Origin of the sequence: Pseudoclavibacter caeni (genome assembly GCF_008831125.1) — a bacterium.
In the GTDB taxonomy this organism is placed as follows: Bacteria; Actinomycetota; Actinomycetes; order Actinomycetales; family Microbacteriaceae; genus Pseudoclavibacter_A; species Pseudoclavibacter_A caeni.
This window is the reverse complement of sequence record NZ_WBKA01000003.1, coordinates 272,891-296,105: the sequence shown is the minus strand read 5'-3', so window position 1 is coordinate 296,105 and position 23,215 is coordinate 272,891. Positions and strand designations below refer to the sequence as shown.

Annotated in this window: 19 protein-coding genes and 1 pseudogene; 9 read left to right on the top strand and 11 right to left on the bottom strand. The window is 67.6% G+C overall.

Annotated elements, in window-relative coordinates; genetic code table 11:
* Window positions 1-24 precede the first annotated feature (24 nt).
* From guaB to guaA, 5 genes are all read left to right on the top strand, one after another.
* A complete protein-coding gene (guaB, locus tag F8O02_RS05540; RefSeq protein ID WP_158036238.1) occupies window positions 25-1,527 on the top strand; it encodes an IMP dehydrogenase in 1,503 nt (500 codons plus the stop codon).
* A 67-nt stretch (window positions 1,528-1,594) separates the two neighbouring features.
* Window positions 1,595-2,716 carry a GuaB3 family IMP dehydrogenase-related protein gene (locus F8O02_RS05535; protein WP_158036237.1) on the top strand — a complete coding sequence of 374 codons (1,122 nt, stop codon included), beginning with the start codon at window positions 1,595-1,597 and terminating at the stop codon, window positions 2,714-2,716.
* A gap of 4 nt (window positions 2,717-2,720) precedes the next feature.
* Complete coding sequence (locus tag F8O02_RS05530; protein ID WP_158036236.1) at window positions 2,721-3,743, top strand: SURF1 family cytochrome oxidase biogenesis protein; 1,023 nt, start codon at window positions 2,721-2,723, stop codon at window positions 3,741-3,743.
* A gap of 10 nt (window positions 3,744-3,753) precedes the next feature.
* A complete protein-coding gene (locus F8O02_RS05525) occupies window positions 3,754-4,356 on the top strand; it encodes a DUF3817 domain-containing protein (RefSeq protein ID WP_225734132.1) in 603 nt (200 codons plus the stop codon).
* A gap of 131 nt (window positions 4,357-4,487) precedes the next feature.
* On the top strand, window positions 4,488-6,080 hold the full coding sequence (gene guaA / locus F8O02_RS05520) for a glutamine-hydrolyzing GMP synthase (protein ID WP_225734131.1): 1,593 nt from the start codon (window positions 4,488-4,490) through the stop codon (window positions 6,078-6,080).
* A gap of 290 nt (window positions 6,081-6,370) precedes the next feature.
* On the opposite strand, the gene F8O02_RS05515 is transcribed toward guaA, so the two are convergent.
* The 6 genes and pseudogenes from F8O02_RS05515 to F8O02_RS05490 form a co-directional block, all read right to left on the bottom strand.
* A complete protein-coding gene (locus F8O02_RS05515) occupies window positions 6,371-8,149 on the bottom strand; it encodes a GmrSD restriction endonuclease domain-containing protein (protein ID WP_158036233.1) in 1,779 nt (592 codons plus the stop codon).
* 3 nt (window positions 8,150-8,152) lie between these two features.
* Window positions 8,153-9,754, bottom strand: coding sequence for a restriction endonuclease subunit S (locus tag F8O02_RS05510; RefSeq protein ID WP_158036232.1), 1,602 nt, complete (start codon window positions 9,752-9,754; stop codon window positions 8,153-8,155).
* A complete protein-coding gene (locus tag F8O02_RS05505; protein ID WP_158036231.1) occupies window positions 9,755-11,233 on the bottom strand; it encodes a class I SAM-dependent DNA methyltransferase in 1,479 nt (492 codons plus the stop codon).
* A gap of 21 nt (window positions 11,234-11,254) precedes the next feature.
* Window positions 11,255-13,618, bottom strand: coding sequence for an EcoAI/FtnUII family type I restriction enzme subunit R (gene hsdR / locus F8O02_RS05500; protein ID WP_218859605.1), 2,364 nt, complete (start codon window positions 13,616-13,618; stop codon window positions 11,255-11,257).
* Window positions 13,615-13,800 (bottom strand): type II toxin-antitoxin system prevent-host-death family antitoxin, encoded by a 186-nt coding sequence (locus F8O02_RS05495; protein WP_158036230.1) that lies wholly within the window; start codon window positions 13,798-13,800, stop codon window positions 13,615-13,617. The genes hsdR and F8O02_RS05495 overlap by 4 nt, the downstream gene beginning before the upstream one ends.
* Window positions 13,801-13,893: 93 nt before the next feature.
* Window positions 13,894-14,115, bottom strand: a pseudogene (locus F8O02_RS05490) (transposase); the annotation flags it as partial.
* 263 nt (window positions 14,116-14,378) lie between these two features.
* On the opposite strand from F8O02_RS05490, the gene F8O02_RS05485 reads away from it, so the two are divergent.
* Entirely contained in the window at window positions 14,379-14,963 is a 585-nt protein-coding gene (locus F8O02_RS05485; RefSeq protein ID WP_158036229.1) for a transposase, read from the top strand.
* 62 nt (window positions 14,964-15,025) lie between these two features.
* On the opposite strand, the gene F8O02_RS05480 is transcribed toward F8O02_RS05485, so the two are convergent.
* The 4 genes from F8O02_RS05480 to F8O02_RS05465 all read right to left on the bottom strand — a co-directional run bounded on the left by F8O02_RS05480 (window position 15,026) and on the right by F8O02_RS05465 (window position 19,571).
* Entirely contained in the window at window positions 15,026-16,378 is a 1,353-nt protein-coding gene (locus tag F8O02_RS05480) for an MFS transporter (RefSeq protein ID WP_158036228.1), read from the bottom strand.
* A 271-nt stretch (window positions 16,379-16,649) separates the two neighbouring features.
* Window positions 16,650-17,288: a GntR family transcriptional regulator gene (locus tag F8O02_RS05475; protein WP_218859603.1), complete on the bottom strand. Its 639-nt coding sequence runs from the start codon at window positions 17,286-17,288 to the stop codon at window positions 16,650-16,652.
* A 312-nt stretch (window positions 17,289-17,600) separates the two neighbouring features.
* Window positions 17,601-18,467, bottom strand: a complete 867-nt coding sequence (locus F8O02_RS05470; protein WP_158036226.1) for a Bax inhibitor-1/YccA family protein — start codon at window positions 18,465-18,467, stop codon at window positions 17,601-17,603.
* Between the two features lie 180 nt (window positions 18,468-18,647).
* A complete protein-coding gene (locus tag F8O02_RS05465) occupies window positions 18,648-19,571 on the bottom strand; it encodes a TIGR01777 family oxidoreductase (protein WP_158036225.1) in 924 nt (307 codons plus the stop codon).
* A gap of 69 nt (window positions 19,572-19,640) precedes the next feature.
* On the opposite strand from F8O02_RS05465, the gene F8O02_RS05460 reads away from it, so the two are divergent.
* Window positions 19,641-19,928, top strand: coding sequence for a YciI family protein (locus tag F8O02_RS05460; protein WP_158036224.1), 288 nt, complete (start codon window positions 19,641-19,643; stop codon window positions 19,926-19,928).
* Here F8O02_RS05460 and pdxR read toward each other — a convergent pair.
* Entirely contained in the window at window positions 19,906-21,525 is a 1,620-nt protein-coding gene (gene pdxR / locus F8O02_RS05455) for a MocR-like pyridoxine biosynthesis transcription factor PdxR (RefSeq protein WP_179416361.1), read from the bottom strand. The two genes, F8O02_RS05460 and pdxR, sit on opposite strands and share 23 nt — an antisense overlap.
* A gap of 144 nt (window positions 21,526-21,669) precedes the next feature.
* Between pdxR and pdxS the strand changes: the two genes are divergently transcribed.
* Together pdxS and pdxT are read left to right on the top strand one after the other, a co-directional pair.
* On the top strand, window positions 21,670-22,590 hold the full coding sequence (gene pdxS, locus F8O02_RS05450) for a pyridoxal 5'-phosphate synthase lyase subunit PdxS (protein ID WP_225734130.1): 921 nt from the start codon (window positions 21,670-21,672) through the stop codon (window positions 22,588-22,590).
* A complete protein-coding gene (gene pdxT / locus F8O02_RS05445) occupies window positions 22,587-23,207 on the top strand; it encodes a pyridoxal 5'-phosphate synthase glutaminase subunit PdxT (protein ID WP_225734129.1) in 621 nt (206 codons plus the stop codon). Before pdxS ends, pdxT begins: the two co-directional genes overlap by 4 nt.
* The last annotated feature ends 8 nt before the right edge of the window (window positions 23,208-23,215 follow it).

The window sequence follows — 23,215 nt, the reverse complement described above, 5'->3', positions numbered from 1 at the left end:
GCACCGCGCTCGTGGAAGGAAGAAATGGCACACGACCCCTTTGCCTACACCGGTCTCACCTATGACGACGTCCTCCTGCTGCCGGGGCACACCAACGTCATCCCCAGCGAGGTCGACACGAAGACCCGTCTGACCCGTGAGCTCACGATCAACATCCCGATCATGTCCTCCGCGATGGACACCGTCACCGAGGCCCGGCTGGCGATCGCCCTCGCCCGGCAGGGCGGCATCGGCGTGCTGCACCGCAATCTCTCGATCGAGGGTCAGGCCACGCAGGTCGACCTCGTCAAGCGTTCCGAGTCGGGCATGATCACCGACCCGCTGTCGACCGGCCCTGACGCCACGGTGCAGGAGGTCGACGACATCTGCGCGAAGTTCAAGGTATCCGGCCTGCCGGTCGTCGACGAGCACGACGTGCTCGTGGGCATCATCTCCAACCGTGACATCCGCTGGGTGCCGGTCGCCGAGCGTGCCACCACGAAGGTGCGCGAGGTGATGACGAAGGGAGAACTGATCACCGGTCCGGTCGGCATCAGCCGTGAGGACGCCTACCGCACCTTCGCCACACACAAGATCGAGAAGCTCCCGCTCGTCGACGACGAGGGGCATCTGAAGGGCCTCATCACCGTCAAGGACTTCGACAAGGCCGAGCAGTACCCGAACGCGAGCAAGGACGGCTCGGGCCGGCTGCTCGTCGGCGCGGCGATCGGCGTGTTCGGTGACGCCTGGGAGCGGGCATGCGCGCTCGTCGAGGCTGGTGTGGACGTGCTGGTCACCGACACCGCCAACGGCGACTCCAAGGGCGAGCATGACATCATCAAGCGGCTCAAGAGCGATCCGGCGACCCGCCACGTGCAGGTCATCGGCGGCAACATCGCCACCCGCGAGGGTGCGCAGGCGCTCGTCGACGCGGGCGTGGACGCGGTGAAGGTCGGCGTGGGCCCGGGCTCGATCTGCACCACCCGCATCGTCGCCGGCGTGGGTGTGCCGCAGGTGTCGGCCATCTACGAGGCCTCGAAGGCCACGATCCCGGCCGGGGTGCCGCTCATCGCCGACGGCGGCCTGCAGTACTCCGGCGACATCGCGAAGGCCCTCGTCGCCGGTGCCGACTCCGTCATGCTCGGCTCGCTGCTCGCCGGCACCGACGAGAGCCCGGGCGAGCTCGTCTTCGACCACGGCAAGCAGTACAAACAGTACCGGGGCATGGGGTCCCTCGGCGCACTGCAGACGCGCGGTCAGCGCACCAGCTACGCGCGTGACCGGTATTTCCAGGCCGACGTGCCGAGCGACGACAAGCTCATCCCCGAGGGCATCGAGGGGCAGGTGCCGTACCGCGGTCCGCTCTCCGCGGTGACCTACCAGCTCGTCGGCGGGCTGCGGCAGTCGATGTTCTATGTCGGCGCCCGCACGATCGATGAGCTCAAGGAGCATGGTCGGTTCGTGCGCATCACCCCGGCCGGTCTGAAGGAGAGCCACCCGCACGACGTGCAGATGGTCATCGAGGCGCCGAACTACCACGGCCGGTGAGCCCCGGCCGGGGTGCGCCACGGTGTGACGACGGGCCGGAACGACCCGGGAGAGTGAACGAGGAATCATGAGCGAGACAGTGCAGATCGGCGTCGGCAAGACGGGACGTCGCGGCTACGGCTTCAGCGACATCGCGGTCGTGCCGGACCGGCGCACCCGCGACGCCGGGGACGCGGACGTCAGCTGGCGCATCGACGCGTACGACTTCACCCTGCCATTCATCGGCGCGCCGATGGACTCCGCGGCGTCCCCGGAGACGGTCATCGCCCTCGGGCGCGCCGGCGGCTTGGGCGTGCTCGACCTCGAGGGGCTCTGGACGCGGTACGAGGATCCGGGCGACGCCTACCGGCGCATCCGCGAGGCCACCGACGACCAGGCCGGTCGGGTGCTGCAGGAGGTCTACGCGGAGCCGGTGAAGGCCGAGCTCATCACGGCCCGGCTCGCCGAGATCCGCGCGGCGGGTGTGACGGTCGCCGGGGCGCTCTCTCCCCAGCGCACGCAGCAGTTCTACCAGACGGTGCTCGACGCGGGCGTCGACCTGTTCGTCATCCGTGGCACGACCGTCTCCGCCGAGCACGTCTCGTCGACGGCCGAGCCGCTGAATCTCAAGAAGTTCATCTACGAGCTCGACGTGCCCGTCATCGTCGGCGGCGCCGGCACCTACACGACCGCGCTGCACCTCATGCGCACCGGTGCGGCTGGCGTGCTGGCCGGGTTCGGCGGGGGAGCCACGTCGTCCTCGCTGCGCACACTGGGGCTGCGCACGCCGATGGCCACGGCCGTCGCCGACGTCGCCGGCGCCCGCCGCGACTACTTGGACGAGTCGGGCGGCCGGTACGTGCACGTCATCGCCGACGGCAGCCTCGGGCACGCCGGCGACATCCCGAAGGCGTTTGCCTGTGGTGCGGACGCGGTCATGCTCGGCACCGCTCTCGCCCGCGCGAACGAGGCGCCCGGCGGCGGCTACCACTGGGGGGCTGAGGCCCGCCACCAGCGGCTGCCCCGCGGACGCCGCGTGCCGGTCGGCAGTGTCGGCCCGCTCGAACAGGTGCTCTTCGGCCCCGCCCACGATGCGACCGGCACCACGAACCTCGTCGGCGCCCTGCAGAAGTCGATGGCCACCACCGGCTACACCGATCTCAAGGAGTTCCAGAAGGTCGCGGTTACGGTCTCGCACTACGAGGCGTGACCGCGTGACCGGGGTCACGGACGCGCCGCGCGGCGACACGGGTCGGGCCGGGGACGACGGTCGGGAGGTCGCCGTCCCGCGGCGGATGAGCTCTGCAGAGGCGGACGCGCTCATCGACGTGCTCGAGGCCGAGCTCAGTGAGCCGCCGCGCTCGACGCTCTCGGTGCTGCTCACCCCGAAGTGGCTGGGCGCGCTGCTCGCCGCGCTTGTCGTCGTCGCCGTGTTCGTCGGACTCGGCTGGTGGCAGCTCTCCCGCGCGGTGACCCCGGGCGACGACGGCAGCCGGGGCACGGAGGAGGCGCGGCCGATCGAGCAGGTGCTCCCGCACCCCTATGGGGATCTCGACCCTCAGGCGATCGAGCAGCGGGTGACTCTCACCGGCACGATGATCCCCGGCACCGCTGACGTCGTCGACCAGCGCGACCAGCAGGGCACGGTCGGCGCCTGGACGATCGTCGGTCTGCGCGTCGACTCCCCGGACGGCCCCGGCGTGCTGCCGGTCGCCCTCGGCTGGAGTCCCAACGCGCAGGCCGCCGACGGCGTGCGCGACGACGTGGCCCGGCTCGCCGACGCTGGCACGACGCTCACGGTGACCGCCCGCATCATGCCCTACGAGGGCGTGGAGATCCGGCAGACGACCGCCGCGGCGTACCGACCCACCGTCATGGCCGCCGCCGAGCTCGTCAACCGCTGGCCCGACACCGGCCTGCCCTGGCACGACGACTTCGCCATCGTCAATGACGGGCTGCCTGCAGCGCTCGCCGACGAGGTGACCACGATCTACTCGCCGCCGCCGTCGACGCAGACGCAGGTCAACTGGCTCAACATCTTCTACGCACTCGAGTGGGCCGTGTTCGCCCTGTTCACGCTGTACCTGTGGTGGCGGCTCGGCCGCGACGAGTACGAACAGCTGCACGCGCACGCCGACCAGGAACGCGAGGAGCTCGAACTGCTGCGCCGGGTCGCGAATCGCGGCGCGGCCGACGAGGGACGTTCGTCATCGGGCGTGGCAGAGAACGGACGCTAGGATGGATGCCATGACCCGCAAGCCCATCCTGCCGGCTCGCGACCGGCGGCGTCTCCCCGGTGCGATCCGGTTCTACAGCGTCTTCGCTTATGTCACCGGCGTGTTCCTGCTGCTGCTCGTCGCCGAGATGGTGCTCAAGTACGTGCCCTGGCACGACGGCTACGGTTACGAGGTGTTCGCGAACACGCAGCACGGGGTGCAGCTGGTCTCGGCCGACCCGGTGTTCGTCGAGAGCGCGCAGGGTGTGAACCTCTCGATCGGCGTGCTCATCGTGCACGGGTGGCTGTACGTGGTGTACCTGATCGCCGACTTCCGGCTGTGGACGCTGCTGCGCTGGCCGCTGAAGAACTTCATCCTCATCGCACTGGGCGGCGTGGTGCCGTTCCTGTCGTTCATCGTCGAGCACTTCATGTCCGCTCGCGCCCGCCGCGACCTCGCTGATGCGAACCGGCGCGCCGAGGAGCATGACACCGCGATCGCCGCACTGCGCGCGCAGGTCGCCGCCGACGCCGCGACTGCCGGGTCGGCTGCGGCTGACGGCACCGGGTCAGATCCCGGAGGGGCAGCCCCTGAGACCGCCGCCTCCGACGCCGCGGCGAGGGAGCCTCGCTGAGCCGCACGTGGCATCCGCCACGCGCGTCGCCGGCCGGTCGTCCGGGCGCACTCACATGAGCAGCTGAGGCAGCCACCACACGAGCTGTCGAGACATCCACCCACCACATGAAGAGAGCAGGAGAGACCACGGTGACACAGCCTGACCGGGCAGCACCCGGGCGAGACACCCCAACGGTGCTCGTCATCGACTTCGGGGCGCAGTACGCGCAGCTGATCGCCCGCCGCGTGCGCGAGGCGCACGTGTACTCGGAGGTCGTGCCGCACTCGTGGAGCGTCGAGCGCATCCTCGCCCGACACCCTGCGGCGATCATCCTCTCCGGCGGGCCGGCGAGCGTGTGCGAGGACGGCGCCCCGCGTGTGGACCCGGCGCTGTTCACCGCCGGCGTGCCGGTGTTCGGCATCTGCTACGGCTTCCAGGCGATGTCGTACGCGCTGGGCGGCGTCGTCGACCGGGCCGCCGTCGGCGAGTACGGGCACACGGATGCGACGGTGACCGAGCCGGGGACGCTGCTCGCCGGCTCGCCCGAGCACCAGTCCGTGTGGATGAGCCACGGTGTGGCCGTGCAGGCTGCGCCGCAGGGCTTCACCGTGCTCGCGCACACGGCCGGCGCCCCGGTCGCGGCGATGGAGGATCCGTCGCTGCGACTGTACGGCGTGCAGTGGCACCCCGAGGTGCTGCACACCCCGCTCGGGCAGCAGACGCTCGAGAACTTCCTCTACCATGGCGCGGGGCTCGAGCCCACCTGGACGAGCGAGAACGTCATCGGCCAGCAGGTGGAGCGCATCCGCGCACAGGTCGGCGACCACCGGGTCATCTGCGGTCTGTCGGGCGGCGTCGACTCCGCCGTGGCCGCCGCGCTCGTGCAGCGCGCGGTGGGCAGCCAGCTGACGTGCATCTTCGTTGACCACGGTCTGCTGCGGAAGGACGAGGTCAAGCAGGTGCAGGAGGACTTCGTCGCCGCCACCGGCATCCGTCTGGTGACCGTCGACGCCTCGGCGCAGTTCCTCGGCGAGCTGGCCGGGGTGACCGAGCCGGAGCGCAAGCGCAAGATCATCGGCCGGGAGTTCATCCGGGCGTTCGAGCGTGCTGCGCGCGACCTGCAGAACGAGGCGTCCGCCGACGGGCAGCCGATCCGCTACCTCGTGCAGGGCACGCTGTACCCGGACGTCGTCGAGTCCGGCGGTGGTGACGGCGCGGCGAACATCAAGAGCCACCACAACGTCGGCGGGCTGCCGGAGGACCTGCAGTTCGAGCTCGTCGAGCCGCTGCGCACCCTGTTCAAGGACGAGGTGCGTGAGATCGGCCGCGAGCTCGGCGTGCCCGAGGTGATCGTCAGCCGGCAGCCGTTCCCGGGGCCAGGGCTGGCCATCCGCATCATCGGCGAGGTCACGCCCGAGCGGCTCGCGATCCTCCGCGAGGCCGACGCCATCGCCCGCGAGGAGATGACCCGGGCTGGCCTCGACGATGAGATCTGGCAGTGCCCGGTCGTGCTGCTCGCCGACGTCCACTCGGTGGGCGTGCAGGGCGACAGCCGCACGTACGGGCACCCGATCGTGCTGCGCCCCGTCACGAGCGAGGACGCGATGACCGCCGACTGGGCCCACGTGCCGTACGACGTGCTCTCGGTGATCTCCAACCGCATCACCAACGAGGTGCGAGAGATCAACCGCGTCGTGCTCGACGTGACGAGCAAGCCGCCGGGCACCATCGAGTGGGAATAATACACAGTAAAAAGTGTATTAGTTATCCTGACTGAACCGAATTGCTTCTAGGTGCTCCGCAATGGCACCGGCTTTTGCGGGACAATGGCAAGCAAGCGGATTTCCGCAGTTCAGATAGCAAAATGCGGCTAGGTAGATGAACGTTTCTACCTAGCCGCTTCTTTGTTTTAGGTGTGCGTGAGTGCGCCTGTTACCTTGTGGTGTTCTCGGTGGGTTGATTTATTTCGGAACCGTTTGGGAACCAAGTATTGGAATTGGGAACCAGAAAACAAGGCGATAGGTTCTAGACACTACTCACAAAGCTTTTCGTACGCTTTCTTCACGATGTTTGCCATGAGTACTCTTCTTTGGGCGAGGAAGTCAGGGTACTCGAGGTTTTCGAAATCGAGGGGGAGTGCGTTGTCCCTGCAGGATTTTGCGTATCCCTCTTCGCCGAGCTTTTCCCTGTAAGCTGAGACATATTCGGCTGGAGCTTTGTCGCCAATCTCGATATTCGTGTTGTAGTCGAGGTAAGTGAAGTTTGCTATCTGGTTCCGTTCGCGATCGTTGTCGTAGCCGATCTTCGTCAGGTAGTTCTTCGGGAAGATGTGGTGCTTGTCGATTGCGTTCTTCTTCCCGCTTGCGCCGATGGTGAAATACTGGGCAAGCGGCGACGTGCTGAACAGCATGGGCATGCCCAAGACAATCAGAGAAGCAACGTAGCCGAACCATGACGGCGAGTTTGCCGACGAACCCTCGAGACTGCTCGGCAGGCTGTAGGTGAAGAAGTCGTCTGTGAACCTGGTTGCGATGGTCGATTCCAGATAGGGCACGAAGCTTTCCGGCGTTGTCACCTCTCGCAAGTCGGCGAACTGCTTTTCGACCTCTGATTCCGTTGACCCGGTGTAGAAGCCGGTGATGGTGGCCATGAAGATCCACTTGGTGATGACTTTGTTCAGCTCGAACGCCGGGACCTTGTAGTCGTACTTGCCGATGAGGTACAGGACGTAACTGAACACCACCGCATTGGTCGAGGCGACGATGCTTCCTTTCAGGTACCCCGCCTTACCGAACAGGTTGAGGAAGGCGTGCCAGTTGTTGAGGTTGAGAGCGAGGTCGAGGGCATCCTTGAACTTTCCTAGGTTCTCCTTGCGCGTCTCTGCCGAAGTAATCCCGGTCGTCAGGTCCTTGCCTCTCAGGAGCATGTAGGCGTACTTGAGACGGGCGCGCCTGAAGCCGACTCCGACGGCGATCCTGATGAGGTGCGACGGGTCGACTTCGATAATCTGGTTGTAAGCGGTCCCGTCCTTCGGGATGCGGGATTCCGCGCAGAACCTGTCTATGCGCGCGTGCACTTCGTTGTCGAACACCGCGAGGAGCGTCTCGATGAAGTTCTTCTCGGTGAGCTTGGTCCCGCCAGAGTTCACGCGGACAAAGATCTCCGCCACGTCCTCCTCGTCGGCCTTCGAGTTTATCTTCAGCGTCGGGAGCGTGTATATCCCTAGGTTGAGGAGGTCGTTGAGGTTCTCCTCGATCAGGTCCTCCTCCTCGTCGGTCAGCGCGGGCCTGCCGTTCCTCTCCCGTCCCTCGTTGGCCTGCCTGATGAAGGCCTTGCGGAACTTGGACACGGAGTGGTCCCTGTCCGCCTCGAATACCGAGCTCACGGAGCTGATCCACTCCGTGTTCCTCTCGTACGCCTGCGTCCAGACCGCGAACTCCCTGGTGAGCGGGTTGAACGATATCCTTATCGTCCGCTCCTGGTAGTTCTTATCCCGGACCTTCGTCCCATGGAGCGCCGCCAGCAGGGCCGTGAGCCTCTGCTGGCCGTCGATGACCAGGTCGTCGGGCTCCTTGTAGGTCTTATCGTTGTCGCCGATCTGCTTAGCGTTGTCGTACTCGTCCGGCGACGACCAGAGCATGATGTAGCCGATGGGATAGCCCTTGAGCATCGAATCGAGGAGGTTCCTTACCTTGCTGTCGGGCCAGACGAAGGGCCTCTGCAGGTCGGGGAGGCCTAGCTTTCCCAGCTCCACGTCTCGGAGTAGGTCCTCGACCTTGCTAGGGATGTTATCGAACAGTTCCTTGCCCATGCGTTAGGCTCCTATCAGCTTCATGATTTGGTCCACCTTCTCGACGATGCGCCGCTGTTCGGCAAGAGGCGGGATGGGAACAAGTAGAGACTTCACTGTCGCGACATTAATGTGTTTTACGCCAGTTCCCACGTTTGCCTTCTTGTAGATTAACCAAGCATATGCAGAGGACAGAACTATTTGGCAATACTTGTTATAAAGAGCATACGGTTCAGTGCTCATAAGCATTACACGTTGCCCGAGGCAAACGTTTTCTCTAGCAAGTATCACCGAACGGCCTATGGAACCTTCCCGCGTAAACACTATGTCACCGATTTGCGGTACGTATTTACTAACACGTGATTCATATGACTCTTTAGATAAGTTACGCCCATCTGTCTGATGCCACCTGTCGTCAATGCAGTTGGTGTCTATGGCAATGTATCCAGTTTCGTTCGCAAGATATTGTGGTGTTGAGTGAGGACAATCGACAATTACCCTGCAGAGACTTTCCAGCCTAGCCCATTCCCAGCTCTCCGGTATGTCGAAGGGGATCTCGTCGTCGATGCAGACGGGCTCGGACTTGCCGCGGCGCTCGTACCAGCTGCCGCCCTCGCGGTAGATCACCGATTCCCTGCCCTTGGGGTTCCTGATCTTCTTCTGCTTCACGAGCTCGCCGCGCTCCCCACGGATGCGCTCGAGGAGCTCGCCCGCGGGCTCGTCGGAGGGGTCCTGGGGTACCAGCTTGCCCTCGACGGCAAGCTGCAGCACGGATTTGCGCAGACGGTCCGGGAGCTCAGCGTCCAGCTTCTCTCGCGCGTCCTCGAGCCTCCCGTACTCCTCGACCAACGGCATGAGCTCGTTTACCTTCTCGACGATGAGTCGCTGCTCTTCAATGGGCGGAATGGGGATGAGATAGTTCCGTACCGTTTCCTGTGCCAGTTCCTTCTGTTTGGTGCTACCACTCGCTTGGTCCTCAATCCTTAGCTGAACCGACGGCCCCGCAAAGTATAGATATGCGAAACGGAAGTCCAGCCAACTCTCCTTCGTTCTTATGACGGTTACGTGGCTATCCGCGACGGCCCATCCGTATTTGTTTACATGCGAGTCGTATACAGCCATGCGGCCTAATGTCCCGATGCCGGTCGAGTTCCAAAGCAGGTCACCATCCCTTAGAATTCGCTCCTCCGCATATGAAGCTACGGTATCTGGATCGATAAATTTCGCCAGCTTCAGGGAGAACCCTGACCATTGATTGCATTTTTGTGCGACAACTGGGTATTTTTCGATGCTGGAGTATCTCGGTGATTTACCTCTTTGAATGTAGGATGTGACGGTTTCCAGCCGTGCCCATTCCCAGCTCTCCGGGATGTCGAAGGGGATCTCGTCGTCGATGCAGGCGGGCTCGGACTTGCCGCAACGCTCGAACCAGCTATTGCCCTCGCGGTAGATCACCGACTCCCCGCCCTTGGGCCTCCTGATCTTCTTCTGCTCGATGAGCTCCGCGCGCTCTTCGCGGATGCGCTCGAGGAGCTCGCCTGCGGGCTCGTCGGAGGGATCCTGGGGCACCAGCTTGCCCTGCACGGCCAGCTGGAGGATGGAGTTCTTCAGGTCCTGTGCCTTCATCTAGAGCTCGATTCCGAGGATGCTGCAGATCTCGCTCAGCCTGGCGTCGATCTCCGCGTCTAGTCGCTCGCGCTCCGCCTTGTAGTTCTTGATGAGCTCGTCGGGCGGCAGGATCTCCTCTTCCTCATGCGGGTAGCCGCACAAGTCGAAGTTGTAGCCGCCTTCCTTCAGCTCCTCTGGAGTGTAGAAATGCGCCTTGGGGTGGTCGTCCTCGTCGATTTCCCTGCGATTGTTCCACCACTCGATTACGGGGTCGAAGTGCTCCAGCCTGATGGGCTTGGTCTTCGAGAAGTGCATGTAGCCCTCTGGCATGTCCATGCGGTAAAACCACACGCCCTCGGAGGGCCTGCCGTTCTCGAAGAACAGGATGTTGGTGGTGATGCTCGTGTACGGCGCGAACACGCTCTGGGGCATGCGCACGATGGTGTGCAGGTTTGACTCTTCCAGCAGGCGGCGCTTGAGCTCGACCTTTGCGCCGTCGGACCCGAACAGGAAGCCGTCGGGAACGATCGCCGCCGCGCGGCCGTGCTCCTTCAGCCGGTAGAGGATGAGCGCGAGGAACAGGTCAGCCGTCTCGGAGCTGCGCAGCGCCACGGGGAAGTTGTTCTTGATCGCATCGTTCTCGCTTCCCCCGTAGGGCGGGTTCATGAGCACCACGTCGAAGAGGCCGTCGGGCTCATGCCGGTACTCGCGCACATCGCGGTCGAGCGAGTTGCCGTGGAAGATCCTGGGCTGGTCGATGTCGTGGAGCAGCAAGTTGGTGACGCACAGCAGGTAGGGCAGCTGCTTCTTCTCCATGCCGTAGACGCTCCGGGAGTAGACCTCGCGGTCCGCAGGGGTCTCCACCTGCTCCTCGAGGAGCTTGAGCGCCGAGGTGAGGAACCCGCCGGTGCCGCAGGCGAAGTCCGCGACGCTCTCGCCGAGCCTGGGGTCGACCATCCTGGCCATGAAGTCAGTGACGGCGCGGGGCGTGTAGAACTCGCCCGCGTTGCCGGCGCTCTGCAGGTCCTTGAGGATCGTCTCGTAGATCTCGCCGAAGGCGTGCCGCTCCTTGTACTCCGTGAAGTCGACCGCGTCGTCGATCGCATTGACCACCTGGCGCAGCAGAACGCCGTCCTTCATGTAGTTGTTGGCGTCCGTGAACGCCTGCCTCACGATGACCTGGGACAGCGGAGCACCCTCTGGCAAGTCGAGACCCGCTAGACCGGGGAACAGCCTGTTGTTCACGAAGTCGAGGAGCTCGGGGCCGGTGAGCGCTTCGCCGTCCTTGGAATCCACCGCCCAGCTGCGCCAGCGCAGCTCTTCGGGGATCACGGACTCGTAGGAGTCGTCGTGGAACTCCCACTCCTCCTCCTTGGCGTCGTAGACCTTGAGGAAGAACATCCACGTCATCTGCTCGATGCGCTGCGCGTCGCCGTTGATGCCGGCGTCCTTCCGCATGATGTTCTGCAGGGCCTTGACCAGGGTGCCAAGTGCCATTCAGGTTCTCCTTCTCGTTTGCTAGGCGGAGTAGAGCTCGCGTTCGAGCTCGTGCACGGCCTCGAGGTACTTCTTCTTGCCGCCGAACGCCTTCACGATGCGCATGGGGCTGCCGAACTCCTGGAACTCCTCGAGGTCGAGGATATGGGTGTCGGCTAGGTCGACGAGGTTCGAGTTGGCGTATTTGTCCAGCAGCGTGTCGAGCACGCGCCGCGCCATCTCGTTGTACTCGTAGAGGTAGCCCCTCTTCTCCACGTTGTTCGCGCGCTCGGAGCGCGTGAGGGGCTTCTGGTCGTAGGCGATGTGGCAGATGAGGTCGAAGTCGCTCATCTGCTCCTGGCCGGACTCCTCGCGCAGCGCGTCCAGGAACACGCCCTCGTCGCGCAGGGCGTTGATGATGGCCTGCTTGCGGTCCTCCTCGTTCCATGCCTTGAGGAAGTGGTCGAGGGAGTCGTACTGGCCGAGGATGTTCCTGCGCGTGTAGTCCTTGAGGCTCTCCGTGACCAGTCCGCCGTCGTCCGAGTAGTACTCGACGCGCTCCGAGACCACGGTGACCGGGACGCCGTGCACGTAGTACTTGACGCGGTCGTCGTTGGTATCGTCGGACTCTCCGTCTCCCTCGGAGTTGAAGTCCGACGGGGTCTCTTCAGGTTCCTGCCCATCCGGCTCGTCGGGAGGGACGATGGAGTCCTCCTCGGGCGGCTCGTATATCTGCACCGGCTCGCCGTCGAACGCGGGGTCGGCGAAGAGGCGGCTCGCGTTGCGGAAGTCGAGGATGGTGAAGTAGAGCTTCCCGTAGTCCTCCTTGATGCGGGTCCCTCGCCCGATGATCTGCTTGAACTCGGTCATGCCCTGCTCGCCGAAGAGGTTGTCGAGGACGATGACCTTGCAGGTCTTGCAGTTGACCCCCGTGGTGAGCAGCTTCGAGGTGGTGACGATGGTCGGGTACTTCTCGTCCGGGTCCATGAAGTTGTCCAGCTGCGCCTTGCCCTCGGCGCTGTCGCCGGTTATGCGCATGACATAGGTCGGATGGTCCTTGGTGATGTCCCTATTGCAGTTGACCAGGGCCTGCCTCATACGCTCCGCGTGGTCGATATCGACGCAGAACACGATGGTCTTGGCGTAACGGTCGGTGCCCTTCAGGAACTCCGTGATTTTAGCGGCGACGGTCTCCGTGCGCTCCTTCACGACTATATTGCGGTCGAAGTCGGTTATCGAGTACACGCGGTCCTCGATGGGCTCGCCGTTGTCGTCGAGCTGGCCCTTTGCCGGGCGCCAGCCGTAGACGTCGATGTCGAGCTTCGGCCTGATGACCTTGTAGGGGGCGAGGAATCCGTCCTCGATGCCCTGCTTGAGGCTGTAGGTGTAGACCGGCTCGCCGAAGTAGTCGATGTTGGAGACCTCCTCGGTCTCCTTGGGGGTGGCGGTCATGCCGATCTGGATGGCGCCGCTGAAGTACTCGAGGATCTTGCGCCAGGCGGAGTCCGCCTTGGCAGAGCCCCGGTGGCACTCGTCCACGATGACGAGGTCGAAGAACGACGGGTCGAAGGCGCGGAATATCTCCTCGCCGTCCTCGCCCACGAGCTGCTGGTAGAGGCTGAAGTACACCTCGTAGGCGCTGTCCAGCGTGCGGCCCTTGACCTTCGTGGTCACCTTCTCCAGGGGCTTGAAGTCGCCGGTGATGGTCTGGTCTACGAGGACGTTGCGGTCCGCGAGGTAGAGCACCTTGCGCACGGTGCGGCTCTCGCGGAGGCGGTGGACCAGCTGGAACGCGGTGAACGTCTTCCCGGTGCCCGTCGCCATGACGAGCAGGATGCGGCGTTGGCCGTGAGCGATGGCTCGGATTGTCTCGTTAACGGCGTTTCTCTGGTAGTAGCGCGGCGTCAGAGAGCCGTAGTCGTGGTAATAAGGGGCCTCGACGATCTCCTCGCCCTCGTCCGTGAGCCCGTCCTGCCTCGAGTAGCGCGCCCACAGCTCGTCCGGGCTCGGGAACCTGTCCATGGGGAGCTCCCTCTCGGCTCCCGTCATCATGTCGTGCTCCAGGAAGCCCTTGCCGTTCGAACTGTAGACGAAGGGTACGCGCAGGTCCACAGCGTAGCCTATGCCCTGCTGCATGCCCGCCCCGACCGTGTGCTGCGTATCTTTGGCCTCGATGACCGCGATGGGGACGTCGCGCTGGTGCATGAGCAGGTAGTCGACCTTCTTGCGCTTGCCACGGGTCGTCATCTTTCCCCGCACGATGATCTCCCCGTCGGTGTAGGAGTACTCGCAGAACATCTGCCTCATCTTGTCCCACCCGGCCTTCTCGACGGCGGGCGTTATGAGCTTCAGCTTCGTGTCCTCCTCGTTCATTTTCACGAATGAGTAGTCGTAGGTTCCGCTCATGGCCGCCTCGCCTCGCTTCTTCCGGCGAGCTTCGCCAGGCGCTCGAACTCGTCGAAGTCGATGAGCACGAGATGCTCGGCGCCGTTCTTGGTGAGGTATATGGGCTCCTTCGTTTCCTTGGCGAGCCGGGTTAGCTCGCCGACCTTGCGCTGCAGGTCGGATACGGGTCGGATGATTGCCATGGCTGTTCACCTTTCGGGCGGTTAAGACATGCTCACATCTTACATAAAGTTTCATGTATGGACATTAGCGGCTCTTCGGACATCCGGTGGGGGTCATGGGGTGAGTCCGCCGGCGGCGAGGAGCATGCGGAGCCGGTAGTTGTCGCGGTTGCGGAAGCCGCGGGCGAGGCGACGGTGCAGCTCGATGATCCCGTTCACGGCCTCAGTTCCGCCGTTCGATGATCGTCCGGTCGTGAAGTAGGCCAGGAACGCGGCTCGCCAGCGGCGGAGGGTGCGGCCCAGGCGTGCGATCTCGGGGATCGGGCAGGCCGACAGGATGCTCTGCCTTCGGCGCGTGTTCTCGCTGCGATCTTCTGCTCGGTCTTGATGGTGTCCATGTCGAGGACGTCGACCGCGGCGATGGGCTGCTGCTGGTGGTCACGGTCTCGAGCCTCGCGTCCTCGACTGGGTGCCCATCGTGCGGCGCTGGGTCGGTCGCCGGCGAGGCTGCCGGACCTGGTGCCCGGCCGTTTCTGGAAGGCCTACGCATCCTGGCTCGCCGGACGCGGTGATGTGTTCCGTCGGAACGCGCTGGTGGTGTGTTGGACCTGTTCGCCGGGGACACGACCGTGATCGACGACCAGTTTGAAGACGCCATGGCCGTGCTGGACGCGTTCCACGTCGTGAAACGCGGCACCGCCGCGGTCGACGAGGTCCGCCGCCGCGTCCAGCAGGACACCCTCGGGCATCGCGGTCGGACCGGCGACCCGCTCTACGGGATCCAGACTATCTTGCGCGCCGGGGCCGAGAACCTCACCGACAAGCAGCGCGCCCGGCTGGTCGCGGCCATCGAGACCGACCCCGCCCACGACGAGGTGTTCGTCGCGTGGCAGTGCGCCCAGCAACTACGTTCCGCCTACCACCAGAAGGACCTCGCCGCCGGGCGGCGGATCGCCCCGAGAAGGTCGCCGACGCATTCCACACCTGCCCGATCCCCCGAGACCACCCATCTGGGCCGGTCCCGCCACCGATGGGGTGACGCGTTCCTCGCGTACTTCACCACCAGCCGCGCACGACGGAGGCACCGAGGCCGTCAACGGGATCATCGAGCTCCACCGACGTCTCGCGAAAGGGCTCCGCAACCAGCACAACCACCTGCTGTGCATGCTCCTCGCCTTGTCTAATGACTCCCACCAGAAGATGTCCGAAGAGCCGGTTTCCCGGCGCCTGCGAATGAGCCCTCGGGTCAGAACCGCCGCACGCCCACCTGGATGACGACCACGCTCGCCGCGGCGATGGCGCCGCCGATGAGGAACATCGCCCCGTAGGTGATCATCGGCGCGAGCGCTGACAGGATGGCGGGGATGAAGAACCCGAGGTAGGTCAGCGAGTAGTACACGCCGACCATGCCACCCAGGTGCTCCGGTCTGGCGCAGTGCTGGGTCTCTTGCAGACCGGCGATGAGCAGCAGTCCGTACGCGAACCCGAGCGCGGCGGCTGCGACGACCGTGATCACCATGCTGTGGGTGAACGCGCTCGCCGCGGCGATGACCACGCCGACGATCACCGCGAGCATGGCGGACGCGATGGCCCGCTGGCTGTGCGGGCGGATGAGGTGCCGCGCCATCTGCTGGCTGAGCACCCCGAAGCTCAGCGCCACGAAGCACAGGATGCCGGCGAAGGCGACCTCGAAACCGGGCACCAGATCCATCACGAGCGCTGGCAGCACGGCGTACGCACTCGCGGCGGCCCCGAACACCCACGGTGCCATGGGCAGCACGACGAGCAGGAACCGGGGCGAGACGGCCTCGCGCAGCCGCAGTGCATCCCGCAGCGACTCATGCGCTGGTGCGGAGGGCGTCCGCGCCGGCGTGGCCGAGGCCGCTGTGGACGTCCCTGGCGCAGATGACGTGGCGTCCTCGTCCTTGCCGAGCGGCACGCCGGTGACCGTCGGGTTCGTCTCCGGGGTGCCGATGAGCACGAGCCACAGGGCGGCGGTGAGCACGATGTTCACCGCGTATGGGGCGATCTCCGGGATCGGGGTGAACTGAGCGAGCAGTGCGGCGACCACCGCGCCCAGGGCGAAGCCGACGGTGAGCGCCATCGTGGCCCGCCGGGCACCAGACCCGGCGTCGCCGGAGGTGGAGTACGGCGGGGTGGAGAGCTCTTTGATCCAGCTCGACCCCACGGCCATGACCAGCCCGAGGGCGAGCCCCGAGCAGATGCGTCCGATGAACAGCAGTGGATGGCACACTGCGCCGAGGGTGAGCAGGACGCTGCCCGCGATCGACAGCGCCGGCGCGAGGTGCATGAGCGGGCGTCGGCCGCGCAGGTCGGACAACGGCCCGCCGATGAGCAGCGCGGGGATGATGCCGAGCACGTAGGCGCCGAGCAGCACGTTCACGCTCTGGGCGCTCATGTGGTCATGGATGCGGTAGAGGGCGAGCAGCGGCGTGAACTCGTTGCCGCCCCAGGCGACGGCGAACAGTACACCGGCGGCGGCGAGCCAGTCGGGGCGACGTCGGTGACGGACGGGGGTCACGGCGGCGTCGGCTGCGGAGGAGGGGGAGGAGGGGAAGACGGGAGAGAAGGAGGACATGGCTTTAAGGTCGTGACGTTGTGTAGATCGTGGGAGGAGGGACGGTGGGAGGAGCCGAGGCCGGCGAGATGCCGGACGGGGAGGAGCAGGCCAGGCGACGGGCTGGCCGGACGCCGCGGGGCGGAGTCCGTCGGCTGGTGCCAGCCCGGCGAACGCATCGCGGCGTGCGGTGCTGTGATCAGGGACGTGCCGAGTCGCGCCAGGACATCGCGGGCCGGATGCGACGCAGGTGCGGATGCTGTGGCGGGCTGGGCTGACGCCGGCCGGGGCGCTACCGGGTGTCGCCGCCGTGGATGTCAGCGAAGTGGCGGTCGAGAGCCGCGGCGAACGCGTCGGCGTCGCCCGTGCGCAGCGTCTCGAGCAGCGCCCGGTGCTGGGTGAGCACCCGCCGTGGTCGATCCGCGCCGGCGGATACCGCCAGGGCGGTCATCCGGCGCTGGCGATCGGCCAGCTGGTGGGCGACGGCGGTGAGGATGCGGTTGCCGGCGCGCTCGACGAGCAGCTGGTGGAAGTGGAGATCCGCATCGAGGAACGCGGGCAGGGGAGCGGTCTCGGTCAGGGCGTGCTCCTGCTCGTCCAGGGCCCGGTCGAGCTCGTCGACGACGCGTTCGCACTGTGTGGGTGTCGCGCAGATGCGTCTGGCCGCCCAGACCTCGATGAGTCGGCGGGCCTCGAGGATCTCGGTGCCCTCGTGCTGGTCCACGCCCTCGACGAGCGCGCCGCGCTTCGGGTACAGGTGCATCCACCCCTCGGTCTGCAGACGCAGGAACGCTTCGCGCACGGGGGTGCGGCTCACGCCGAGGCGCTGCGCCACCTCGCCCTCGCTCAGCAGGGCGTTGCCGGGGATCTCCCCGAGGATGATGCGCTCCTTGAGATCGTCATAGACGCGTTCGGACGCCAGTGCGGCCACGGTCGGCACTCCTTCGCATACAACTTGGATACAAGATGGGAGTGTACACCTGCTGGCCATCCGCAGTCGGGGCGGTTCGTCGGGATCGTGCCGGACGTGGTCCGCGAGCGCAGATCCACCCGGACTGTGGCGAATGGCGCCCGCGACGGAGCCCCACGAGACCGGCGGATGCTCCCGGACACGACGAGGCCCCACGAACCCGTCGAGGTTCCGGACGAGGCGGATGTCCCTGCTCCGTGACGAGGCCCCGGACACGACGAGGCCCCGTGACGCGAACACGTCACGGGGCCTCGGATGCGGGCTGGGCCGGCGTCACTCCCGGTTGCTGGCGAGCACCGCGAACAGGCGCAGGAACTCGATGTACAGCCACACCAGGGTGACCACGAGGCCGAACGCGGCCGTCCACCCGTACTTCGCCGGGGCGCCGGCGCGCACGCCGGTCTGGATCTGGTCGAAGTCGAGCACGAGGGAGTACGCGGCCATGATGACCACGAGCACGCCGACCAGTGCGGCGACGGGGATGCCGAAGAGGTGCGCCCCGTAGAGGCCGAAGGGATCGGTGACCGCGCCGGTCATCGAGAGGATGAGGTTGACGACGCCGAACACCAAGTAGCCGACCATCGCGATGAGCAGGATCTTCGCGCCCCGTGCCGAGGCGCGCACCTTGCCGCTCGCGAACAGCGCGAGTGTCACGCCGAACACGCACAGCGTCGCGAGCACCGCCTGCATGACGATGCCGCCGTAGTACGTCTGCGCGAACACGCTGGAGATGCCGCCGATGAACAGCCCCTCGGCCGCGCCGTAGGCGAGGATGAGCGGCACGGAGGGCTCCCGCTTGAACGAGTTGATCAGCCCCAGCACGAGGCCGCCGATGACACCCACCATCATGAGTCCCGGGAGGAACCACCCGACCGCGGCGCCGGCGAGCAGCACGGCGAACAGACCGGCCGTCTTGACGATCACGCCGTCATAGCTCATCCGCTCCGCGGCGGAGAGGGGGTGCGTGATGTCGGCCCCGTCGCCGCCGAACCCGGATCCGGCCTGCCGGACGGTGGGCTCGGCTGCGGCCGGCTGGTCGTACATCGCCCGCAGCTGGTCGGCGCTCGCGGTCTCACCCACCCGGGGCGCCTGCCCGTTGAAGTACGGCGACTTCGAGAGGACGGGATTGTCGAGTGCCAAGGTGATCTCCTCTGCGTCTGTGTGTTGATCGATGCGCGCCACTGTGCGCCGCTGCCATCAAGGGTATCCAACAACCGGTCTCGGGCGGGGTATTCCGTGCCGCTGCCGTGCATGGGGCTGTGCCGGGGAGCCCCGTCCCCGCCTGCCTCAGTGCCGCAGCCCGGCCCGCCCCAGTCCGTCTCAGTGTCGCAGTCCGGCCCGCACCGCGTCCACCAGCACGGTGTCGCGGAACCGGAACCCGTCGGCGACGAGGCGCAGCGGCATCACGCGCTGGTCGGCCAGCAGCAGGTCGCGGGCCGCCTCACCGAGCACAGCCCGCAGTGTCCAGCCTGGGACGGGCAGGCGATGCGGACGTCCCAGCGCGTCGGCCACGGCGGCGACGATCTCGCCGCAGGTGGCGGTCACCGGCGCGGCGAGGTTCACCGCGCCCGACATGAGGCTCGCCGTGGCCAGATGGACGAACGCGGCCGCCTCGTCATGCAGCGAGATCCACGGCCAGTGCTGGCGGCCGGAGCCCAGCGAGCCGGCCACGCCCAGCTCGGCCAATCGGGCGATCGGGCCGAGCGCACCCCGTCGCGAGAGGACGAGGCCGGTGCGGGCATGCACGACGCGCGTCGTCGCGCGGGCCGGCTCGGTCGCCGCCTCCCAGCCACGCACCACGTCGGCCAGGAAGCCGGTGCCGGGGATGGCGGACTCGATCAGCCGCTCGCCCGGCCGCGAGCCGTAGATCCCGACCGCGGAGGCACTCACCCACGCGGCAGGCGGCCGGGGCGACGCGGCGATCGCCTCGGCGAGCACGCGGGTGGGGGCCACCCGGCTGCGGCGGATCAGGGCGCGTCGACGCGGGGTCCAGGGCAGGCGGGCGAGCGGCGCCCCGTTCAGCGAGATCACCGCGTCCGCCCAGGCGATCGCCTCGTCGGGGACCGTGCCGGCAACGGGATCCCAGCGCCACACCCGGCTGACCGGGGCCGACACCGTCGGCGCCGCGCCGAGCACGGGCGTCTGCGGGCGCACGAGCACCGCCGTCTCATGCGCGGCGGGCTCCAGCACCCGGACGACCGCCTGTCCCACGAGCCCGCTGGCCCCGGCGATGAGGATGCGCATCCGGCCTTCTCTCCCTGTCGTGCGATCCACGCTACTCGCCGCGTCTGACGCCGAGGCTACACTCGCAGCATGTCGCTCTACGCCGTCACCTACGTGTACATCGATGACGACGCGGCGCTCGCCGCCACCCGGCCCGAGCACCGCGCGTACCTCTCCGGGCTGCAGCAGAACGGGCAGAACCTGGCGTCCGGGCCACTGGCCGTGCCCGGCCCGAACAGCGCGCTGCTGATCCTGCAGGCCGACTCGATCGAGCAGGCCGCCGCCCTGAGTGACGACGACCCGATGGTCGCCAGCGGGCTCGTGACCGAGCGGCACATCCAGGCATGGAACATCGTCATCGGCGGGCTCGGGGACTGACCGACCGCAGCACCTGCCGCAGTCTCGCGAGCCCCTCGTCGAGCGTGCGGTCCTCGAGGTGCGCGTAGCCGATCACGAGCCCGGCCATCGGCCGGGGACGCGGCGCCGCACCCCGCCAGTAGCGTGACAGCGGCGCGGTGCGCAGCCCGGCCGCGGCGCACGCGTCCTGCAGCGCGCCCTCGTCGACGTCGCCGGGCACGCGCACGACCGCGTGCAGTCCGCCGTCCATGGGCAGCACCTCCACACCCGGCACCGGGCCGAGCACCGCGAGCACCCGGTCGCGACGCTGCCGGTACCGGCGACGCATCCGCGCGGTGTGCCGGCGCAGCTCCCCGCTGCGCAGATAACCGGTGAACGCGGTCTGCACCACACCCGACACCGGGCAGCCGAGCACCTCGCGCAGCTGCAGCATCCGCGCACGCAGACCGTCCGGGGCGATGACGAAGCCCACCCCGACCTCCGGGGCGACGGTCTTCGAGAACGTGCCGAGCGTCACCACCACGCCATTGACGGGATCGTCGAGCGCGGCGAGGGCCGGTAGGGGCTGGCCGACGTAGCGCAGCTCGGAGTCGTAGTCGTCCTCGACGACGACCACACGGTGCGCGGCGGCCCAGCCGAGCAGCTGGCGGCGCCGGTCGATCGGCAGCGACCCGCCGAGCGGGTACTGGTGGCTGGGAGTCACGATCACGACGTCGGGCGCCGCGTCCGGCAGCCGGTCGGTGACGAGCCCGGACGCGTCGGCGGCCAGCGGCACGAGCGTCGCGCCGAGCGCGGTGGCGACCCGGCGCAGCGAGGGGTAGCCCGGTGCCTCGACGCCCACGCGCAGGGCGCGCCCGCCGCGGGGCGCGTCGGCCTGCAGCGTCCGCAGCAGTAGCGCGAGCCCCTCGCGCGCGCCCGCGGTGACGAGCAGGTCGTCGGGCGTGCGCACGAGCCCGCGCATGTGCCTGAGATGCTCGGTGATCTCCCGGCGCAGCGCGGGCGCGCCGGCCGGCGGCAGCGGGCGGGGGACGGCGTCGGCGGCCTCGCGCCAGGCTCGTCGCCAGGCGGGGGTGCGCAGCGCGTCCGTCGCCGGGCGGTCGGGCAGCAGGTCGATCGGGGTCGGCGCGCCCGGGGCACGGTCGGTCTGGGACGCGCCGGCGTGCCGACGCGGCGTCTCGCCGGGGCGCGGCGGCCTGGCCCGGGGCCCTGCGGCGGGGGTCGCCGCGGCGGGGGATGCACCCCGCACGGACGCGCCCGGGTGCGGTGCTGTGGCCGCCGGATGCGGGGCCGTGGGGTGCAGCGCCTCCGCCCGGGTGCCAGGGCGGGACGTCCCCGTGCGGTTCCGCGGGTGCAGCAGTGCGAGGCGGGGGTTCACCCGCGTCGCCGAGCCCCGCCGGGCGGCCAGATACCCCTCCGCGGCGAGCTGGTCGTACGCGGCGACGACGCTGCTGCGCGACACGCCGAGCCGCTGGGCCCAGGGCCTTGTGGCGGGCACCGGGTCGCCGGGGGAGAGCGCTCCGGAGTCGACGAGCGCGCGCACGCCCTGCGCGATCCGCTGCGGGATGGTCAGCGTCGCGTCCTCGGGCAGGGGCAGCTCCGGGATCTCGGTCGTGCGCACGCTGGCTCCTTCCGCTCGGCATCCACGCCTCCGGCCGCCGGCCGGCCCTGCTGTCGGGCAGCCCCGCATGACCGGAAGTGGTCTGCCGAACTGGGTGAACACCGGATCTTGTCGCAGACCACTCCAGCGTAGACGATGGTCGGCATGAGCGAATCCCACGAGAATGCATCCACCGCGGTCACCGGCACGCCGCTTGTCAAGTCCGGGCTGGCCGACATGCTCAAGGGCGGCGTCATCATGGACGTCGTCACCCCCGAGCAGGCCCGCATCGCCGAGGACGCCGGCGCCGTCGCCGTCATGGCCCTCGAGCGCGTGCCCGCCGACATCCGCGCCCAGGGCGGTGTGGCGCGCATGAGCGACCCGGACCTCATCGACTCGATCATCGAGGCGGTATCGATCCCGGTGATGGCCAAGGCCCGCATCGGCCACTTCGTCGAGGCGCAGGTGCTCCAGGAGCTCGGCGTCGACTACATCGACGAGTCCGAGGTGCTCTCACCGGCCGACTACGTCAACCACATCGACAAGCACCGCTTCACCGTGCCGTTCGTGTGTGGCGCGACGAACCTCGGCGAGGCGCTGCGGCGCATCGGCGAGGGTGCGGCGATGATCCGCTCGAAGGGCGAGGCGGGCACCGGCGACGTCTCCGAGGCGACCAAGCACATCCGCACGATCAAGGCCGAGATCGCACGGCTGCAGGCCCTGCGTGCCAGCGAGCCGGAGCAGCTGTACGTCGCGGCCAAGGAGCTCGCCGCCCCGCTGCCCCTCGTGCAGTGGGTCGCCGAGCACGGTGAGCTGCCCGTCGTGCTGTTCACCGCCGGAGGCATCGCGACCCCGGCCGACGCGGCCATGATGATGCAGCTCGGCGCCGACGGCGTGTTCGTCGGCTCGGGCATCTTCAAATCGGGCGACCCGGTCAAGCGGGCCGCGGCGATCGTGAAGGCGACCGCCCAGTATGACGACCCGGCGGCGATCGCCGAGGCGTCCCGCGGGCTCGGCGAGGCGATGGTCGGCATCAACGTCGCCGACCTGCCCGCCCCGCACCGGCTGGCCGAGCGGGGCTGGTGACGGTGTCGGCATCCGCGACGCCGATCACCGTCGGCGTGCTCGCCCTGCAGGGCGGGGTGCGCGAGCACCTCGACCTCCTCGGCGGCATGACCGGGCCGGACGGCCGCGACGTGCGGGCAGTGCCTGTGCGCCGGGTCGCCGACCTCGTCGGCCCCGACGGGGCGCGGGTGGACGCGCTGGTGCTGCCCGGCGGCGAGTCTTCAGTGATCGACCGGCTGGCGCGTATGGTCGGCCTGGCCGATCCGCTGCGCGCACAGATCGACGCGGGGATGCCGGTGCTCGGCACCTGCGCGGGGCTCATCCTGCTGGCCCGCGAGGTCGCCAACCCCGCTCCGGGGCAGCGCACGCTCGGCGTGCTCGACGTCACCGTCGACCGCAATGCCTTCGGGCCGCAGATCGCCTCGGCGGAGGCGGAGGTCGACACCCTGTGGGGGCCGGTGCGGGCGGCGTTCATCCGCGCGCCGCGGATCGTGCGGGTTGGTGCGGGCGCCCGGGAGGCGGGCCGGCATCAGGGGCAGGCCGTCGCCGTCGCGCAGGGCGACGCGATCGGCATCGCCTTCCACCCGGAGCTGACCGGCGACACCACGGTGCACCGGGCGCTGCTCGATCTGGTCTGAGCCGGCCC

Excerpts from the sequence above, each read along its gene's own strand:
- F8O02_RS05460 (WP_158036224.1), top strand. The coding sequence starts at position 19,641 with ATGTCGCTCTACGCCGTCACCTACGTGTACATCGATGACGACGCGGCG.
- pdxS (WP_225734130.1), top strand. The coding sequence starts at position 21,670 with ATGAGCGAATCCCACGAGAATGCATCCACCGCGGTCACCGGCACGCCG.
- F8O02_RS05495 (WP_158036230.1), bottom strand. The coding sequence starts at position 13,800 with ATGGCAATCATCCGACCCGTATCCGACCTGCAGCGCAAGGTCGGCGAG.
- guaB (WP_158036238.1), top strand. The coding sequence starts at position 25 with ATGGCACACGACCCCTTTGCCTACACCGGTCTCACCTATGACGACGTC.
- F8O02_RS05535 (WP_158036237.1), top strand. The coding sequence starts at position 1,595 with ATGAGCGAGACAGTGCAGATCGGCGTCGGCAAGACGGGACGTCGCGGC.
- F8O02_RS05480 (WP_158036228.1), bottom strand. The coding sequence starts at position 16,378 with ATGTCCTCCTTCTCTCCCGTCTTCCCCTCCTCCCCCTCCTCCGCAGCC.
- hsdR (WP_218859605.1), bottom strand. The coding sequence starts at position 13,618 with ATGAGCGGAACCTACGACTACTCATTCGTGAAAATGAACGAGGAGGAC.
- F8O02_RS05505 (WP_158036231.1), bottom strand. The coding sequence starts at position 11,233 with ATGGCACTTGGCACCCTGGTCAAGGCCCTGCAGAACATCATGCGGAAG.
- F8O02_RS05525 (WP_225734132.1), top strand. The coding sequence starts at position 3,754 with ATGACCCGCAAGCCCATCCTGCCGGCTCGCGACCGGCGGCGTCTCCCC.
- F8O02_RS05510 (WP_158036232.1), bottom strand. The coding sequence starts at position 9,754 with ATGAAGGCACAGGACCTGAAGAACTCCATCCTCCAGCTGGCCGTGCAG.
- F8O02_RS05515 (WP_158036233.1), bottom strand. The coding sequence starts at position 8,149 with ATGGGCAAGGAACTGTTCGATAACATCCCTAGCAAGGTCGAGGACCTA.
- F8O02_RS05465 (WP_158036225.1), bottom strand. The coding sequence starts at position 19,571 with ATGCGCATCCTCATCGCCGGGGCCAGCGGGCTCGTGGGACAGGCGGTC.